The 17947-nt window shown below is 48.8% G+C and carries 20 protein-coding genes; 12 read left to right on the top strand and 8 right to left on the bottom strand.

What is annotated here, in order from left to right:
- Nucleotides 1–153 precede the first annotated feature (153 nt).
- From A0126_RS08065 to A0126_RS08045, 4 genes are all read right to left on the bottom strand, one after another.
- Nucleotides 154–438 (bottom strand): DUF402 domain-containing protein, encoded by a 285-nt coding sequence (locus A0126_RS08065; RefSeq protein WP_088837201.1) that lies wholly within the window; start codon nucleotides 436–438, stop codon nucleotides 154–156.
- Between the two features lie 316 nt (nucleotides 439–754).
- Nucleotides 755–1246 carry a tetratricopeptide repeat protein gene (locus A0126_RS08055; RefSeq protein ID WP_088837199.1) on the bottom strand — a complete coding sequence of 164 codons (492 nt, stop codon included), beginning with the start codon at nucleotides 1244–1246 and terminating at the stop codon, nucleotides 755–757.
- Nucleotides 1247–1314: 68 nt separating this feature from the next.
- Nucleotides 1315–1758, bottom strand: coding sequence for a MarR family winged helix-turn-helix transcriptional regulator (locus A0126_RS08050; RefSeq protein WP_088837198.1), 444 nt, complete (start codon nucleotides 1756–1758; stop codon nucleotides 1315–1317).
- A 67-nt stretch (nucleotides 1759–1825) separates the two neighbouring features.
- Nucleotides 1826–2914: a GTP pyrophosphokinase gene (locus A0126_RS08045; RefSeq protein WP_235195154.1), complete on the bottom strand. Its 1089-nt coding sequence runs from the start codon at nucleotides 2912–2914 to the stop codon at nucleotides 1826–1828.
- Between the two features lie 130 nt (nucleotides 2915–3044).
- On the opposite strand from A0126_RS08045, the gene A0126_RS08040 reads away from it, so the two are divergent.
- The gene (locus A0126_RS08040) at nucleotides 3045–4181 is read left to right on the top strand and encodes a Six-bladed beta-propeller, TolB-like protein (RefSeq protein WP_088837197.1); all 1137 of its coding nucleotides are present in this window, start codon (nucleotides 3045–3047) and stop codon (nucleotides 4179–4181) included.
- 196 nt (nucleotides 4182–4377) lie between these two features.
- Here the strand turns inward: A0126_RS08040 and A0126_RS08035 are convergent, their stop codons facing one another.
- Entirely contained in the window at nucleotides 4378–4800 is a 423-nt protein-coding gene (locus tag A0126_RS08035) for an organic hydroperoxide resistance protein (RefSeq protein WP_029330285.1), read from the bottom strand.
- Between the two features lie 103 nt (nucleotides 4801–4903).
- On the opposite strand from A0126_RS08035, the gene A0126_RS08030 reads away from it, so the two are divergent.
- Entirely contained in the window at nucleotides 4904–5341 is a 438-nt protein-coding gene (locus A0126_RS08030) for a MarR family winged helix-turn-helix transcriptional regulator (protein ID WP_369834782.1), read from the top strand.
- Between the two features lie 20 nt (nucleotides 5342–5361).
- On the opposite strand, the gene A0126_RS08025 is transcribed toward A0126_RS08030, so the two are convergent.
- The gene (locus A0126_RS08025; RefSeq protein WP_029330281.1) at nucleotides 5362–5817 is read right to left on the bottom strand and encodes a hypothetical protein; all 456 of its coding nucleotides are present in this window, start codon (nucleotides 5815–5817) and stop codon (nucleotides 5362–5364) included.
- A 135-nt stretch (nucleotides 5818–5952) separates the two neighbouring features.
- On the opposite strand from A0126_RS08025, the gene A0126_RS08020 reads away from it, so the two are divergent.
- The 4 genes from A0126_RS08020 (at nucleotide 5953) to A0126_RS08005 (ending at nucleotide 9797) form a co-directional block, all read left to right on the top strand.
- Nucleotides 5953–6456 (top strand): PH domain-containing protein, encoded by a 504-nt coding sequence (locus A0126_RS08020; RefSeq protein ID WP_088837195.1) that lies wholly within the window; start codon nucleotides 5953–5955, stop codon nucleotides 6454–6456.
- Nucleotides 6453–7904, top strand: a complete 1452-nt coding sequence (locus tag A0126_RS08015) for a PH domain-containing protein (protein ID WP_088837194.1) — start codon at nucleotides 6453–6455, stop codon at nucleotides 7902–7904. Before A0126_RS08020 ends, A0126_RS08015 begins: the two co-directional genes overlap by 4 nt.
- A gap of 33 nt (nucleotides 7905–7937) precedes the next feature.
- Complete coding sequence (locus A0126_RS08010) at nucleotides 7938–8879, top strand: alpha/beta hydrolase (protein ID WP_088837193.1); 942 nt, start codon at nucleotides 7938–7940, stop codon at nucleotides 8877–8879.
- A gap of 132 nt (nucleotides 8880–9011) precedes the next feature.
- Complete coding sequence (locus A0126_RS08005) at nucleotides 9012–9797, top strand: PP2C family serine/threonine-protein phosphatase (protein WP_088837192.1); 786 nt, start codon at nucleotides 9012–9014, stop codon at nucleotides 9795–9797.
- 286 nt (nucleotides 9798–10083) lie between these two features.
- On the opposite strand, the gene A0126_RS19150 is transcribed toward A0126_RS08005, so the two are convergent.
- A complete protein-coding gene (locus A0126_RS19150; RefSeq protein ID WP_157898484.1) occupies nucleotides 10084–10227 on the bottom strand; it encodes a hypothetical protein in 144 nt (47 codons plus the stop codon).
- Nucleotides 10228–10393: 166 nt separating this feature from the next.
- On the opposite strand from A0126_RS19150, the gene A0126_RS08000 reads away from it, so the two are divergent.
- The 3 genes from A0126_RS08000 to A0126_RS07990 all read left to right on the top strand — a co-directional run bounded on the left by A0126_RS08000 (nucleotide 10394) and on the right by A0126_RS07990 (nucleotide 13447).
- Nucleotides 10394–10987: a hypothetical protein gene (locus tag A0126_RS08000; protein WP_088837191.1), complete on the top strand. Its 594-nt coding sequence runs from the start codon at nucleotides 10394–10396 to the stop codon at nucleotides 10985–10987.
- A 27-nt stretch (nucleotides 10988–11014) separates the two neighbouring features.
- Nucleotides 11015–12208, top strand: coding sequence for a hypothetical protein (locus A0126_RS07995; protein ID WP_088837190.1), 1194 nt, complete (start codon nucleotides 11015–11017; stop codon nucleotides 12206–12208).
- Between the two features lie 267 nt (nucleotides 12209–12475).
- On the top strand, nucleotides 12476–13447 hold the full coding sequence (locus A0126_RS07990; RefSeq protein ID WP_088837189.1) for a phosphotransferase: 972 nt from the start codon (nucleotides 12476–12478) through the stop codon (nucleotides 13445–13447).
- A 127-nt stretch (nucleotides 13448–13574) separates the two neighbouring features.
- Here the strand turns inward: A0126_RS07990 and A0126_RS07985 are convergent, their stop codons facing one another.
- Nucleotides 13575–15044 carry a potassium/proton antiporter gene (locus A0126_RS07985; protein ID WP_239456722.1) on the bottom strand — a complete coding sequence of 490 codons (1470 nt, stop codon included), beginning with the start codon at nucleotides 15042–15044 and terminating at the stop codon, nucleotides 13575–13577.
- Between the two features lie 176 nt (nucleotides 15045–15220).
- On the opposite strand from A0126_RS07985, the gene A0126_RS07980 reads away from it, so the two are divergent.
- From A0126_RS07980 to A0126_RS07970, 3 genes are all read left to right on the top strand, one after another.
- On the top strand, nucleotides 15221–16093 hold the full coding sequence (locus A0126_RS07980; RefSeq protein ID WP_088837187.1) for an SDR family NAD(P)-dependent oxidoreductase: 873 nt from the start codon (nucleotides 15221–15223) through the stop codon (nucleotides 16091–16093).
- 233 nt (nucleotides 16094–16326) lie between these two features.
- Entirely contained in the window at nucleotides 16327–16812 is a 486-nt protein-coding gene (locus tag A0126_RS07975; RefSeq protein WP_029330260.1) for a GNAT family N-acetyltransferase, read from the top strand.
- 73 nt (nucleotides 16813–16885) lie between these two features.
- Nucleotides 16886–17935: an oxidoreductase gene (locus A0126_RS07970; protein WP_088837186.1), complete on the top strand. Its 1050-nt coding sequence runs from the start codon at nucleotides 16886–16888 to the stop codon at nucleotides 17933–17935.
- Nucleotides 17936–17947 lie beyond the last annotated feature (12 nt).

Here is a 17947-nt window from a genome sequence, read left to right as displayed (position 1 = left end):
GTGTCAACACCAAAATTAATAGACGAGCGATGGATTGGATTAACCATCTACATCGATCGTCTTTTTTGTGTCATTATTTTACAGTTGGTGGAAATTAGTGATTCCCGTGAAAAGCGAAGGGGAGCACGTAAGATGAATCGAGAAGCGCTTGAATCAGTTGACGCGATGCGCTAGCCGGAACAGATGCTGTTGAAGAAACCCGTCGAACGGAAACCGTCCCTCGGTCACGTGTTTAATCAAGTCCGTCAAGGCAGCTTCCGCTTGTTCAATCAGTCGGGCAGGATAGGCGAACGTCCGTTGATTGACGAGGAACTCGTCTCGGTCGACGACCTGCCAGGTACCTGCTTGATTGCGGACATAATCGAGGTCGAGGTCGAAAGGAAAGGGTATCCCCGTCGAGCCGTGGGGGCAGGCAGACGTTGCAGTGATAGGAGGCACCGTGTGCATCGAAGTCGATATTGACCGTAAACGGCGCATTCAGGGGATAAAACTCAAGCGACTGTGTCGCGTAGGTAAAGGTCTGTCCCCGTGTGTGATGGACCAGTCTTCTGCCTGCTTGTCCATGGACGAGCACGTAGTCGTCTGTTTTTATCAGCATGTTGCCAGTCCACTCGTAATGGGGGCGGTCGGGATACTTATAGGCAATGATCGTCAGGACTGACGGTTGTGCCTCTGCTGGTCGTTTCATGAACAAGCTCCTTTCGCGCTAATAGAGGAAGAGAAGGAATCATTGAACGGTTAAGCGGGCAGTCGGTTACGTCTTTGAGACGTCATGTAAATGGTCGCGGTAATAACGGAGGGCTTGTCTGTAAGTATGGACGTCGGAGTCCGGCGTCATCGTCGTAATGACGTCAAGTAACTGTTGCATCGCTTCCTCATGCTGCTTGAGATTAAACAGCGTCAAGGCTAAAAACGTCTTCAGTCCCGTGCTGTCGGGGAAACGTACTAAGCCTTCCGTAAAGGTGTCATGCGCAGCAGCGTATTGTCCGAGCGCCCGGTATGTACTGCCGAGCCCGATGAAGGCGTCCGTCAAAAACCTTGTGTCGAGGCCGTTTGCGATCGCAAACTCATAATGCGGAACGGCAGCCTGCTCCTCGCCGAGGTTATCGAAGCACCAGGCCATCTGGAAATGGTAGTAAGGGTTCGTACGATCGGTCTCTAACAGCTCGCGCATCATCTGTTTTGCTTGCTCGTACTGTTTCGACTGACGGAGCGTCGTCACCTGCTCTAAAGTAGCATGCGTCATCTCATCATCCTCCAATTCGGTTGCTAGTACAAAAACCCCTCCAGCTCGGTCAGCTAGAGGGGGAAATGTTAATCCTGTTGCTCGAGTTTCGTCAAGAGTGTCCGGAACGTATCAAGTTCTGCATCTGAAAACGCGGAGAAAACGTCCGACAGGTACTCCATCTTCATTGCTTCAAGTTTCCCGTACAGTTCAATTCCGTCCGGTGTTGCCCGGAGCTCGACGACACGGCGGTCGAGTTCACTGCGTTCGCGTGAAATCAAGCCTTTTTTTGTCAATTCGTCAGCAAGTGCGGTAATCATACTTGCAGAGAACTGGAATTCATTCGACAGGGCGGATGCGATTTGTGGACTTTGCCCGCAAAGCGACTTCAAAATGAAGAATTCATTCCGTGTCAAATAGGTCGTGAACATGCTGCGAACATCTTTTTTGATGGCGCGGTAGTTCATGCGGAGTCCTTTTTCTGTATCGACGATCAATTGATCGCGTTGTGCTACTTCGATTGTCGTTGCCATGTTTAGCTTCACTCTTTCCATACGATAGTTTCGTTACCCGCCATTTAGTATAGTGAAAAATTTTAGTTTAATCAATATTTTTCTCTTGAATCATCTCATCATGCGACGGCTGAACTTTTGTAATGATTTCCGTGACGTTCCGAAGTTCCGGATAGAAACGACGGAAAAAGTAATCGATCCGGTGCGTGTCGTTCCCGGCGATCGTCACGGCCATACAGATGTAGGCGATACCGATGCCTTGGCGCGGCAAAAAAGGATTCGGCATGACTTGAGCGCATTTTAAGGCGAGTGTGCTATGACTCGAGACGGCATCGATTAGTTCACCGTAATTGCGGATGTCGACGTAATGGAACATCCGGATCAACTCATTAATCAGTTGCTGGTCGGAATCGAGCATCATTTGTGACGTGACGAGTCGCTTGTCGAGCTCGCTGATGACAGGGGAGTGGTCAATGAAATAGTTTAAGTTATCGGACGTGATCCGGACTTTATACGGGTCCGATAAGATCTGTTGGACGGTCTCATCCTCGAATTGTTTGAGTTGCTTTTTGATGTTGACGAATTCTTGATCGGCGATCTCAAGCAGTCCGGCGACGCGGCTGAAACTGCGCCGGACTTCTGCCGGGACGCTGTTCGGATTTTTATACCCTAAGTCATGTTCAATCTCTGCCCAGGCGTGTTGCAAAATCGAACGGATTTGAATTTCTGCCGTATGTGACTTGAAGCGACCGTATTCACTTAAGGCCAGGCGTTGTTCACTCAGGGCGGCGACAAAGTGGACAGACAAGTAGCCGAACTCCGTCGTATCGAGCAACGTCGATTTATCGACGGATTGATCGCGGTCGATCGAAAATTCATTTTCAATGATACGGGCAGCTTCCCGGACGTCGTCGTGGAAATAGGTGACGATCCGGATTCCCGTCAAATCGTGGACGTCCTTGAGCGATCGGTATTTGTTCGGTTGCCGTAAGACTTTTTGGTAGAGGCTTTCCGAATCCTTCGTCCGTGAGACGATCGAATGGTATTTGATTCCGGCCGCGTCGAGCAGCTCGGATAATAAAATTTTTAGTTTATCTGCGAACGCGTCATAATCTTCCTTATCATTGACGTATTCGAGCATCATCGTATTCAAGTCTTGTGCGTGCAAGCGAATCACCTTCCTCATCGTGGTATTATCTAGCTGTATTGTATCATTCGTATTCCGTAGACGCACGAAATGACCTTGTTTCAAGCGGGACCAATCGTGGGAAAAGAACAGTAGAACATGCTTAGGAGGGGTGCACAAGATGGAAATACTAGACGCGCGTGCGTTACCAGCGGATCACTCGGACATACTTCATGTCACGCCATCTTCGATTTACTTCAGACGAAAAGTCAATGCCGAACAGTACCATATCAGCCGGTTCGACCTCGAGGATCAAGAACAAGTTGATTTGTCGCAAGACGTTTTGACGGATCACGGACCGACCCGTCCGTTCGTCAAACACCAGAAAGTCTATTGCTTGAACGAACACGACCGGGCGAACGGGGGAGCGACGGAGTTATTGACGATTGATCTCTTATCCGGGAAGACGGAACAGGTCGCGACGTTCAACGTCCCGGGTGATTTGTCACTGTACTGGGTCCTCAATGAACGCTACATGGTACTGCTCCACGTCGACCGTGTGACGTCTGCCTTTTTATATGACACGAAGACGAAGCAGCAACACTTGATCCATGACAAGCGGCTGTACGGGATGACGGAAAATTACCGGGAACTGTACTTTTTCCTCGTCACACTCCAAGACGTCGATTATATCGTCTGCAACACGCGCCTCGACGAATTTTCCTTTTATGATGCCCTCGAAAGCGGCTTGATTTCTCCGGAAGATCCAATTGATCACTCGGAAGGGTTATTAATCGCTTCACTTGAGACGATCGTTTCGGAAATCGAACTAGGGACAGAAGTCCTGTCCTTCAAGACACTCTTACGCCTTGACGGGGAAGGGGATACGGTGCAGTACCTCGGGGAACAAGCCGGATTTTTGATTTTCAGTGCCTATACGGACCGTTTTAACGAAGAAGTGTTTTATCAAATCCGTGACGAAACGGACGTGACGGAGCTTGAACGGATCCGCTGGAGTGATTATGAAGCATTTGATTTTACGTATGATGACGTCGAATCGACGATCTTTATCGTCAACGACCGGTCGGAGCAACACCATGAAGTGATTAATTTACGAACGGGAGCCCGTTTTTTAGACCGGGATCCGTTCGAACGCGTCTTGCGTGATCGCTTTTATGTACATGAAACGATCGGAGAAGATGCCGAGCCGATGGTGACGATTTTTGACGCCGATCGGTATGTTCGGCACCGGTTCGATGATGCCTATTACATGATCGTCTCCGGCGAGTTGGTCATTTTATCCGTCAACCAACTGTAAAGCGAACAAACGAAGAAAACACACTGTTAATAGAAGTGTGTTTTCTAAAATAACGGACTATTTATTTCATTTACCGTAATTAATTATTAAATTTTTAACGCAAAAGACACATAATACCTCAAAATACATCGCATTGACAATAAAAAAATACCCCTTTCTAGTAGATATCACTAGAAAAGGGCAGACAATGTTATGCTTATGCTGCGTCAGTCGTACGTGTGAAAACATCGACTTGGATGTTTCCAGCTGTCGCGCGTGAGTACGGGCAAACTGTGTGTGCGATTTTTGCAAGTTCGGCAGCTTGTTCTTCCGATACACCACGGACGAGAACATCAAGTTCAACAGATAAAGCGAATCCGTCTGCTGCTTCGTTCAACGTAACGTGCGCCGTTACTTCGCTTCCATCATGTTTGATGCCTTGTTTACGTGCAACAAGATTTAATGCAGAATCAAAGCAAGCAGAGTATCCAGCAGCAAACAATTGCTCCGGATTTGTCGCTGATTTTTTAGATCCTGGGACTGGCATGGCGAGAGCGACGTCTAAAACGCCATCTTCTGAAACGACGCGTCCGTCGCGTCCTCCGACTGCTGTAGCTGATGATGTGAACATTGGTTTCATAATCAATAACTCCCTTTCGTTGATTCCTTATTATTAAGTAGCTTACAATTAGATTGTATACAATTTAAAAAAGAAAGCAAGTACTTTGCTTCCGAGGAGGACTATCATGTCAAACCCATTATCGTTAGATGAACAACTTTGTTTTCCCTTTTATTCGATTTCGCGGGAAATCACGAAACGTTATCGTCCGTTGCTCGAACCACTTGGACTGACGTATCCGCAATATTTAGTCATGCTCGTTTTATGGGAAGAAGATCAACAATCCTTGAAAGCCGTCGGTGAACGGTTGCATTTGGATTCGGGGACGCTAACCCCGTTATTGAAAAAGCTCGAAGCATCAGAGTTAATTCGACGCGTCCGCAATAAGAAAGATGAACGACATATCCAAATCACGTTGACAGACAAAGGGCATATGTTGCGCGAGCAAGCGGAACAAGTTCCGCTCGCCTTAAAAGAGACACTCGGCGTGTCGGAAGAGGATTTAGAACGTGTCAAACAAACGTTAAATCAATTGGTTATAAACATGAACGGAACTGAATGATTCAGTTCCGTTCATGTTCGTTATTTACGGCGGAAACCTTCTTCTTCAAGATAGTTTGCCGCTTCTTTGTATGAATTGAAGGCACCATCGAGCAAGTCGCCTGCATAGACGAGCCATGTATCGAGGTCTTCATTCAAAAGTGTGAGTTCGAACTGGTTATCGTTGACCCACGTTTCTTCGAGCGTTTCGACCGTCTCGACCGTCGATAACGATTTGATTGCATCTTCAAGCAAAAGAATCAAGGCAGGAGCAGAAAACTCACGGATGTTGACGAGTCCTTTGTTATCGACTTCGTAGCCCGGTAATCCGGCGGCATAGACGAATCCGTTCCCGTTCGGATGAAGGTGATAGACGACGATTTTTTTCTCAAACTGACTTTCAGGAAAGTGGAAATTGACACGGTTCAGTGAAACATCTTTTCGGACGAGTTGTGGAAACGACTCAATGATGTTTAATTTTTCTTCAAATGTTAGCATGGTACCTCCTAGAATTACATTTCTACTCTTCTATATATGCGATGATTTCGGGTCAAATGTCAATGTTCGATTTAAGCCGAGTGAAACTTATTGACGATGGACTCCGTAGTTTTAAGAGAAAGGAAGTGGGAACAGATGCAATCTTCAACCTTAGAAAGTGGCTGGCAACGGTTATCACTCGACTCCGTCAAAGTCGAACGGCAATATGTGGCGATACGGTTTAGTTTGTATGCGCTTTTGATTGCCGTCATGACAACCGTCCAAATTGTGTGGCTCGACTTATCTCCGTGGTGGATGTGGATCGTGACAGGACTCGTGGCCGCGTTATTCATCTTAAAGTTTTATTACATACCGCGTCTGCGTTACGACTATTTCCGTTATCAGGTCGATGAAGAATTTTTAGGCGTCAAGTCAGGCGTCATCTTCCGTAAAATTGAAATCATACCACTCGTCAAAGTTCAGTTCATTGATACATCGACCGGTCCCTTGTTACGTCGCGCCGGCTTGATGAACATCAAAGTCAATACGGCATCCGGATTTGCGGAAATCCAGCGTCTCGAAGAACGACGCACACTCGAATTAAGACGCCATATCGAACGCTTCGCGAAACTCGAGGAGCAAGAGGAGGAATCCCTATGACACGTCGCGTCCACCCGTTATTCATCTTGATGTCGACGCTGACGCATCTCCGGTCGACGGTCATCCCGCTCGCTTTTTTATTGTTCAATGATTTAAAGAACGATGGATTCGGTTGGTATACAATCATCGGCTTTAGTGTTTTTTGTCTCGTTCTTCTCATTTCTGGAATCACTTCTTGGTATTTTTATACGTTTACGATTGATGACCAAGCGATTCGTGTCAACAAAGGCGTCTTCCGTAAAAGTGAACGGACGACACAACGGCGGCGGATTGAATCCGTCGGCATCAACCAAAACCTGCTCGAGCGTCTGCTCGGTTTAGCGACGCTGTCCGTCGAAACGTCTTCTGAAGGCGGTGAACCGGAAGTCGAATTAAAAGGTGTCCGGCTCGCGTTCGCTACTTCCTTGAAGTCGACGATTAAAGAAGAGGACGAACAGATAGAACAAATAGAAACGACGGACTCGTTTCGTGTCAGCTTGTCCGACCTGTTTTTTGCCGGCGCCTTGTCCGGTCGTCTCGGACTGGCGCTAGTCGGTTTCTTTGCAGGGTATCAACTGATTGATCAATATATCGAAAAGTATGTCGATCGTGTCTTTAATGAATTGGCGCATTTATCACTCGTCCTCCTGATTGGAATCGGATTGCTTGTCTTACTCCTCGCCTATATCGGATCGATTGTCGTCTACGTCGTTCGTTACGGTTCGTTCGAAGCGACACTTAAAGATGAACGGCTGACCATCCGTTACGGATTACTGAACCGGACGGAAGTCATCTTTCACCAGGATAAGGTCCAAGCCTTATTCATCGAGGAAAACTGGATTAAACGACGGTTCAAGCGTGCCCACCTGTCACTCAACGTCATATCGGCGAACGGGAAGGAAGAGCAGATGTTGTTCCACCCCTTCATCCGGGAATCGGAAATCGACGCCTTCCTCGACCGGTTTCTGCCGCGCTTCAAACGTGTCAAACCGATGCATCATGCGACCGACCGCGGCTTCTTCTATGTCATCCGTTGGCGGCTCGTCCGGTATATCATCTTGTTTTCAGCAGTCAATGCCGGACTCGTCTATTTTTTGACGAGCCCGCTTAAATGGATCGGCATGCTGTTGTACCTGGTTTTACCGCTCTATTACGTTGTTGCCCGGACCGGGTACCGCAATACGTGTTACGGGTTCGAACAGGAGTTGTTCGTCTTACGTCGCCAACTCGTTAACCGGGAAACGATTTATGCACCGCGTTTGAAAATCGAGGCTTTGTCGGGGCACGTCTCCCGTTTTCTCGAACAAAAGGACTTGCTGAAGTTTGAAATCAATCTGCGTGGTAAAGGACATTTGAACGCGGGTTATTTTACACATAAGCAATTTGAGGACGTCCGGACCTGGTACCAACGCTCTTTTCTGAAAACAGACCGTGCAGAAGCAGGGGACATACGGTATGATAACGAATAACGCGTTATATAGGAAAAGAGAGGAGTTCATGTTGTGCGAAAAGGACTAGCAATCGTACTCGCGATACTACTCGTATTCATCGGATTAATCAGTTTTGATGGATACCGCATTCAAAAAACATTAGTCGGCGAGTCGGAAGCGTCACCGATTCTTGCGGGTAAACCGGCTGATGAATCAAGTGACGCCGTGACCAAGGCAACTGAATGGTCTGCTGCCCAACCGTTCGAACAGAAGACGTTCGAGACGGATGGACGCGTTCATCACGCAGACTATCTACCTGCAACAGAGTCAACAAACAAATCGGTCATTCTCGTCCCGGACGAGGAACAAGCGACGCCGGACGGAGTTGCACCACTCGTGCAGCTGTATCATGAACAATTCGGCTACAATGTCTTAGTCGCCGAACGACGGGGGCAGCCTGAAAACGGTGGGAAAAAGAATTACGGCTGGCTCGATCGGCTTGATTTGATTGAATGGACGAAACGACTTCTCGAAGAAACAGGGGACGAGAGTCACATCGCCTATCACGGGCTTGGTGTCGGCGGGTCGACCGCATTACTCGCAGCTGGAGAAGAAATGTTACCGACACAAGTCAAAGTCGTCATCTCTGAAGGTGCCTACGCCCGATTTGATGACTGGCTCAATCATTTAGCGGATCGACAGATCAGTTATCCCGCAGGACCGTCACTCGCGATGGCGAGCACGTTCAATAAATTCGAACAGGACTTCTTTTACGGTGACGTGTCAGTGACACGACAAACGAGCAAAATCATGATTCCGACACTGTTCATCCATGGGACGGACGATCAACTCATGCCATCGCGGATGGTTTATGAACTGTATCAAGCAAAACCTGGATTGAAGCAGTTATATCCGGTCCGAGGAGCGGGTCATGGTCAAACGTATCTCGAAGATCAAGTCAACTATCAAAAACGCTTAAAATTATTCATCCAGCCATTCATGACAACGAATTAAGCCGCATCCCTCACGTCACTACAGCCGTAGTCGAAGTGGGGGACTTTTTTTGGATTAATGAAAGGGAAAATGTTCCAAATGACAGCAGGTGTGGTATTCTCGATAGAACAGACAGAATAGGGGGAGTCAGGCATGTTTAGCTGGGTCGGAAGTGAAGAAGCGTATGTCGATCAAATCGACATACGGCAGGTGGGTCCGGTCGTTCTCGGACGGTTCGGTGGCTGCTCGACGGCGGGTCAAACAAAAAACGAAGATGGTTGTCTCGTCATGACGGGGACGGACTGGGAGTTGACCGTCTTACTCGATGCCCATAATTCGGCAGAAAGTGCCGAACTCGTGGCGGAGCAATTTTTGATGTATCAAGAGCGGTTGCATCAGCAACTCGAACAAGCAGCCGAGTCAGTCCTTCCGACGTTCGAACAGATCATCCTCGAACTATTGACGGAAGACACATTTCGCGCACGATGCGAGACGTGTCGGGGGGAGACGGCTTGTTTAGTCGTCGTCCGGAAAGGAAACTATGTTTTTTGGCTGTCGGTTGGAGATTGCATCGCGCATCTGTTTCATCCGGAGCTTGCCGGGTTAGGTCAACACAGTCTCAATCAACGGCAATTCTTTGAATGGATTGGACAAGTCAATACGTTTGCGTTACCTGTCCCGTGTTATACCCGCGGCATCCGTGAACTGCGTCAGGGACACAACCGGCTCTTTTTGACGACGGACGGACTCGTCGAATGTCCCGGTGAACCGTTCAGCGATGCGACGGACATCGGTCGCGCGTTTCGTGGTACGGAGGCGCAGGAGGCCGTTTTGACCTTGTTGACGACAATCAAGCACCATGCTGTCCGGGACAGTACGACGATCTTGACGTGGTCGATTGATGTTACAGGTGACGTGACACAACCGAGTAATGCTTAGGCATGAACAATTACGTTCGAAAGGAATGAATACAAATGGGTTTTTACATCATGTTGCTGTCATTCATACTAGGAATCTACTTGACGATTCTCAGCGTTTCGCGCAGGAAACGGAAGCGTTCCTACCTATTGTTACTCGTCCCGGGGATCCTCCTGGTCATCTTTGCCGTGTATCTCGCAAGACCACATTAAAAAAAGGGAGATGGATTTCCGGGGCGAACACCGGAGAACCGTCTTCCTTGTTTTTAGTTAATCGAGAGACGTCCTTACGGTTAAGGCAGTCCCGTTTAGGGTGTTTGCTCATCAAGCGGTTCGATTTGTTCCGTTTCGACAGGTGAATCCAGTTCATCTGCTTCGTTCGTCAAAGGAAACGCGATCCCGGCACTGGTCAATAGCGTGATGAGTGCGGCATTCGTTAGTGTTTGGCGCATCGTTGCTCACTCCTTCTTTTGTTATCCTACGAAATTGAAAAAAGAAAAGTTACACTTTTTGATTATTCTGAACATTTAAGTGGGATTCGTCAAGTAATCGTCATCTTCACCTAAGTATTTTTCCCGATAAACCGTTATACTTAAACATGGAAAAGAGGGATGTCGCTTGAAATTAACGAAAGCTAACACACGCATTTTTGAATCATTGTTACCCCGTTTGAACGTTAACGCGGAAGAACCGGAGCGAACGGACATCGAACGTCAACTGCAGGCTGATTTGTATGAAGCGCAGCGGCAACAACGACCGTTCGAAGAAGTCCATGGGCAAACACCGGAAGCGCGACTCGACATGATGATTGCAGCGATTCCGGAACAGCGTCGTGCTGAGACACAAAAACGCTGGACACGGAACTATGTCTCAAGCATCTTGATGTATATTTTCATCGAGGGAATCGATGGCGTCTTTCAGTTCGCACTCGCCGACTATTTGTTGTTCTCAATCATCGCCTTGTTCTTGATTGACGCGATGTCGATCTTAATCACGTCACCGAAAATACGTGACGTCAAAGGACGTGTCTGGAGACAGTTCATCATCAGTTTCGTTTTATTTGCAACGTATAAAGCGGTCTTGATTACGTTCGTCCCGAATCCCGATGTCATCTTCCAAGTCAGCGGGACACCTTCTTACATCATCGGAGTCGGTGGTCTGATTGCGTTATACCTCTACTGGTCGAAGAACCCGCTACGAAAACGCGCCTAAACGAATCGAGAGAGGAGTGGACGGATCATGGAATTTACGCACTGGAAAAGACGCTTACAGGATCACTTCGAACGAATGGGCTTTAACTTACGGATTGAACGCCTTGCCATGCAAGACATCATTAAGCTCGAGGCGACCCACGGAGCCTTTTTGTTCTTCCCCGTGACGATCAACTTATATGAACGGATGGGCTGGAAAATGATTGCGATTGAATCGCACCATCCGGATACGGTCGAGGATGCGTTCGCCGAAGCACAAATCGAATCGTTGTTCCAACTGACGATGGTGACATTCGAAGAAGAAGAGCGTGAGTTTTTACTCGGCTTCTATAGCAATACCGGTCGTTATTTGACGGACCGTCAATCTCCGACGGGGCAGTTGCTCGCGGCAATCGAACGGGAGTGGTATGACGGAGAAACGATCCGGATTGAAACGTTCGAGGAATTTCCTGGACTGTTCGTGGCACCACCGTTCGCACACCAAGCGTACGCATTCGCCGCAGCGGAAGGCAGGTGGCACATGTTCGTCGGGCGGACGGGACGCCCGGCGAACGATTACCGGTTCGATGGAGCAGTCCTGATGCCGCACCGGATTGCCGATAATGAACTGTTCACGATGACGCCGCTTGCGGTTGCGATTGATGATACGGCAGGATTGCGCGACCAATTGCATGAGGAACGGTCAGAAATCAAACGATTCCACAGACAAGCGATGGAGACGATTCGTGACTACGATCCGTCGTTCGGCTTCGCTTGGCGCGGGACGGTCACATTCTTTCATGGCATTCCCGTCGACCCTTTTGCACAGCGGTTATGGCTGGAAGACGGACAAAAACGGTTCCGGATCATGCAAAAAGCATCCCAACGGATTTTAGCACTCGGCGACACGTGTACCGAAGCGATTCATGCGCTTGACGAGGCCGTCAGCGCCGGTGAACCGGACGGGACACCCGTCAGTGCTGTCGGACAACTCATCCTCGGGATTTGGCAACAGTTTGAGTCCGATGAACGGACCTACTTGACAGAGGTCGTCTGTACCGGGATTTCACGGACACAGGCGGAGAACCGGATCCGGCATGGCTTAGCGCGCCAAGAGGCAGTCAATTGGATTGAACGTGCACAAAACGGACGTGACCACTTCCAGTTCGCAGGACTATCCATTACATTACCGCACCGCCCACCCGGAACGATCGAGATTAGACGAGAAGAGGAACAACGATGAACGTCAGCTACACTCGCGAATCTGTCTGATACGACTTCACGCATCAGACAGTTGACTGACCACTTCGATGTCCGGTACATTCGTCAGCAGTAACAAACGCTGGTAGAAAACAAGTAAATTCTATTGAATGAGGATCGAACCCCCGATGTCTTCGCCCTGCGAAAAAACGTCGGGGGTTTTTTCGCATAAGTTAACGGTTCAATCGATTCTGGCGCCTCTCAAGGCGAAAAAGTTCGTAAAAAATAACGGAGATAACAGGAGAAACATATGGAATCATACCGATTTGATCAGATTTGTGTATTGTTTGATTTAGGCGAACGGACAGAAGACCCACGCCCCCTTTCCGGCGGTTTCATCCATGACATGTATGGACTGAGGACGACAAAAGGACATTATGCTGTAAAATGCTTGAATCCGCAGATTATGAGACGACCTGACGCGTTTGCGAACTTCAAAAACGCGGAAGATTTTGCATTGCTTGCAGGTCGGCACCTTTCCGCTCTTCCGGCAAAACGGATACGGGGGGAAGCGGTGCAACAGATAGCTGACGAGTACTTTCTTATTTTTGACTGGGTCGACGGCAACCTGCTTTCCTTGAAGGAGATCCAGCCATCCCATTGTAATACCATCGGGACCTATCTCGCAGGCTTACACCAACTTGATGCTGGCATGGTCCCCGCAGTGGTTGGAACGATTAGCCACGACTGGACAACTCATCTCAAAAGAGGCCAAGCAATCGACGCCGAGTGGAGTGTTGCCCTAAGCGAAATCACCGAGGCGTTAAAAGTGTGGAACGAGCGAGCAGTGCGAGCAGAAGCGTTCCTATCCAACGCTTGCGTCATGAGTCACCGCGACTTGGATCCTAAAAATGTCTTATGGACGAAAAACGACCTGGTCGTCATTGACTGGGAATCGGCGGGTCCGATTCATCCTGTCCTTGATGTCCTTGAGACGGCGCTTTACTGGTCAGAGGATGAGACGGGGCATCTGAACAAGCAGAAGTTTCAAGCATTTTTTAGTGGTTACACAACGAAAAATAACCTAGGGGATGCGAAATGGTCGGCTGTAATCGCCTGTAGCTATTCGAGCAAACTTGATTGGCTCGCTTATAATATCAGCCGGACATTCAGTGCGGATAAAACGGAGCGACGAATCGGTACAGAACAGGTGAAACAGACGATCCTCGACTTAAAACGCCACACGGACCGGATGGAGACGCTGAAAGGCTGGCTGACTTAAACGTCGCAACAACATCCATCTGGGATAGGACTCTTACGTCTGAACAAAGTACCGGACATCCCGTCCAACATCCATCACAGGACCGATGATCCCGCTTTTTTCACGGAATCATCGGTCCTTTTTAACTTTAAAGACCAAGCGAGGCAATCAGCTTTCGAATCCGTTCTTCCGATTGTTTCGGCGTCAGAATCAGGAGTTGATCGCCACCAATCAATCGTGTCTGACCGCGGGGGGTAATGATGGCATCGTCACGAATGACGGCGACGACGAGCAGATCCTGCGGCATCTCAATCTCTTGCAATGTTTTCCCGTCAATCCGACAGAACGACGGGACACTGACCTCGACGATTTCAGCATTCGGATTTGCGACCGTCATGAATTGAATCAACGGCTCAATCCCGATCGTTGGTTTCACTTCGAGCTTCATGACACGGACAATCCACGGTAAGGCCGTTCCCTGCAGTAAAGCCGATGTCATGACAGTGAAGAAGACGATGTTGAACAAGAGATAGGAGTTCGCAAGTCCGCTCGAAAGCGGATAGGTCGCAAGGATGATTGGTACGGCGCCGCGTAGTCCGGCAGCCGTGATGACACTTTGCTCCCGGTAATTGTAGTGAAAGGGAAGAAGTGAGATGAAAACAGCGAGTGGTCGTGCGACGAGAATCAGCGTCACGACGATGATGCCTGAAATGAGCAGCATCTGCGGATCGAGCAGTTGGCGCGGGAAGACGAGCAGTCCGAGCATGATGAACATCCCGACTTCTGCCAGATGCGACAAGCTGCCGCTGAAACGAATCAAGATGTCGCGGTAAATCATGTCGTGGTTACTGATCCAAATGCCTGTCACGTAGACGGCGAGGAAGCCACTCGCATGGATACTCGTCGCGATCCCGTAAGACAGTAAGGCGCCGCTGATCAAGAGTGTCGGATACAGGGCCGATGCTTGAAGCTGAATCCGGTTCATCAATTGTGTCAAGAACCAGCCGATACAGAGACCGACGAGTAAACCGATTCCCATTTCGTAGAATAAAGACAGGACGCCACTGATAATCGAGAAACTTTCCGGATCGAGCGCAAGTTCTGTAAAGAGAATCGTCAAAAAGACAGCCATCGGATCATTTGTTCCGGACTCCGCTTCCAGTGTATGTTTGACCTTCTCATCGACAGGACGTCCGCTCAGTAAGGAAAAGACAGCCGCTGCATCGGTCGAGCCGACGAGGGCGCCGACGAGTAACGCCATCGGCCAGCTGAAATCAAGAATGAAGTGGGCGACGAGTGCAATCAAGCCAGTCGTGATGACGACGCCGACCGTCGCAAGCGAAAGGGCAGCAGGGAGGACTTGCCTGAAATCGCCCCATTTCGTGTTGAGACCGCCATCGAACAAAATGATGACGAGGGCGATTGTTCCGAATAGACGCGCTTGTTCAAAGTCAGAAAAAGCAATCCATCCTGCGACATCCGTTCCTGCAAGAATGCCGACGAACACGAATAAAATCAAGGTCGGGACGTTGAGACGAAAGGAGAACTTGGTCGTGATGATTGCGAGTAGTAACAAAATACCGGCAAGTAGTAAGACGGTTCCTTCATGCACATGCATACCTCCTCGAATCGGGGCAGGGTTCTCTTCTGTTACGTTTAGTATACGCTATTCACCTCTTTTGCAGGCGGAGAAGTCTTTTTTTGAAATGATGTGTATAAATCGACGGAAAAAGGAAAACACTCAATATATATGCATGTAAACGAAGAAAGCGTAATTAGAGGAGGAAAATGGAAATGAACATATGTATCGTGACAGGCGCAAACTCGGGGATGGGAATGGTGACAATCCAAGCGTTGCTTGAACGGGGGGACCGCGTCATTGCGACCGTCCGCTCAGAGAAGAAAGCAACACTGCTCGTCCAAATGTTACGTGAACATGGGGTGTCGCATACGAATCTTGAAATCGAAATCGTTCAACTTGACCAACTGGAATCCGTCCGCCGGTTTGCAGACCACTTGTTTGAGCAGATTGGTCGCATCGATCGCCTGATTTTAAATGCCGGGGTCATGGTCCCGCCGTATCATTTGACGAAAGACGGCTTCGAATCCCAGTTCCAAGTCAACTACCTGAGTCACTTCTATTTGATTGAACGCTTGCTGCCGCTCCTTCAACACGGAAACGATCCACGGGTCATCTCGATTTCATCGCTCGCCGGGGAAGGTGGACTCGTCCGAACAGATATCGAACTGGAATCGATTGCCCATGTTAAAAAAGAACAATACAACCCGATGCGGTCGTACCGCGAATCGAAATTGCTACAGATGGTCCACATGCGTGAACTCGCGGACAAGTATGGGGACGATGTGACATTCGTCAGCGTCCATCCCGGCATCGTCAATACCGACTTGTTCTATCGTGGCAAGTACGGCAAAGCGATGAAGGTGCTTTTAAAGCCGATCGCTCAAATCGGTTACTGGACCGGGAAACTGTATACGCCGGAGTACGGGGCGAAAACCGCACTGTACCTCGCGACGACGAATGACCGGCTCGACAATGGCGGCTATTACGCCGATTCCGCACCACGTCTCAGTAACCCGGTCGTCGAGGATACGCGCTACCGTGAAGATGCGCGCCGTCTATCGAAAAAATGGGTCGGACTCGACTGAAGACAAAAAAAGGCCTACCGGCTCGTGGGAAGCCGGTAGATCCACGTTGTGAAGACTGGGGGTCTGATCACACTTTTAGAATACGATATTTAAAAATAAAATTGTAGAATATGAAAAAAATCACAAAATGATGCGTTTTTATGATTTTTTTTTAGCGATGCGAGCAAAACGGTTTTCTTCTGGTGCAGTTTTCGTTAGGATAAAGAAGAATTTTTGCTTACAGGAGGTACAACATGATACGACTAGCTACATCACAAGACGTTCGAAACATCGCAACACTACTCGAGCACAAGGCGCTCGCACTCCAAGCGACGGGCAGCACACAGTGGTCTGCTTACCTTGAACAAGACATCGAAACACTCGTCCAAGAGGATCTTGATGCCGGAAGACTGTTTGTTTTTGAAGAAAACGACCAGTTGCTCGGTTCCGTTGCCCTGCTTCCTTCGATGGAATGGGATCGCTCGTTATGGGCAGATACAGAAGGTCTTTATATCCACCGGATTGTCGTCAGTGATTTGGCGAAAGGACGCCGCGTCGGAAAACAACTTCTTGATTATGTAATCGAGTTGACGGATTACGAAGGGGAAACACTTCGCCTCGACTGCGTGGCGTCAAATGCATTTTTAAACGACTATTATACGTCGGTCGGTTTTACGTACCAAGGAACATATGACGGATTTTCGACATATGAGTACGAACGAATCGAAGCGACGGCATAATCGGTCATTTGTTCAAGACAAGTCGTAGCCGCTTTGTTAAGGTAAAAGAAAAGTAATTGCGAGGAGTGATAGAATGCGACTTCAGATTGGCTTCATCGGCTTCGGTAAGAGCACGACCCGTTATCATCTGCCTTATGTCATGATTGATCCCCATTTCGAGGTGACGTGGATTTATAATCGGACGGCAAAACCGGAGTTAGAGGAAAAATATATGGACAAGCTTCCCGCAGTCCAGTTCACGACGGACCTCGACAAGATGTTGTCGGACGAGAAGCTTCAAGTCGTCGTCATCAACACACCGCCTGCGACGCATTTTGCCTATGCCTTGAAGGCGTTGCAACAGCAGAAGCACGTCCTCGTCGAAAAACCTTTTACCGTCACAGAACAAGAAGCGGTGCAACTGTTTGAGGAAGCACGTAAGCAAGGCGTCAAGCTACTCGCCTATCAAAATCGGCGTTTCGATAGCGACTTTCAAGCCGTCGCCCAAGTCATTGCGTCCGGAAAGCTCGGTCGCATCGTCGAAGTCGTCTCGCATTTCGACTTGTATCGCCCGGATGCGAAGCCGGCGAATACGGCGAATGAGAACGGTGCGCTCTATAGTCTCGGCGTCCATACGATTGATCAAATCATTGCCTTGTTCGGAAGACCGAACCAAGTCGCTTATGACATCCGAACCGTCCGGGGTACTGCGATTCCGGACGATACGTTTGCGCTTGATTTTTATTATGACGATTTCAAGGCGAGTGTCCGAACGAGTCATGTCGCACTGGCACCCGCTCCGCGCTGGATGATTCATGGGACGAACGGGACGTTCATCAAACAGCATGTCGATCGGCAAGAGCTTGACTTAAAAGCAGACTACTTCCCAGGGGAAGAAGGATTCGGGGAAGATTCGGAAGATGATTTCGGTCGGTTACTCTATCATGATAACCACAATCATCTTCAAAATGTCCGGATTCCGAGTCCGATTGGTGACTACGGTAAATTATATCGGGCATTTTACCGGAGTATCGTTGAAGATGCCCCTCTTCCAGTGACGGAAGAAGAGACGACGTTCGTCGCCCATGTGCTCGAGCAGGCGTTCACTCAACCGTCACCGTTTATCGTCAATATTAAAAATTGAATTTCATTTAAA

It is taken from the genome of Exiguobacterium sp. N4-1P (assembly GCF_002214325.1).
This window is presented reverse-complemented; position numbering and strand designations above follow the sequence as displayed.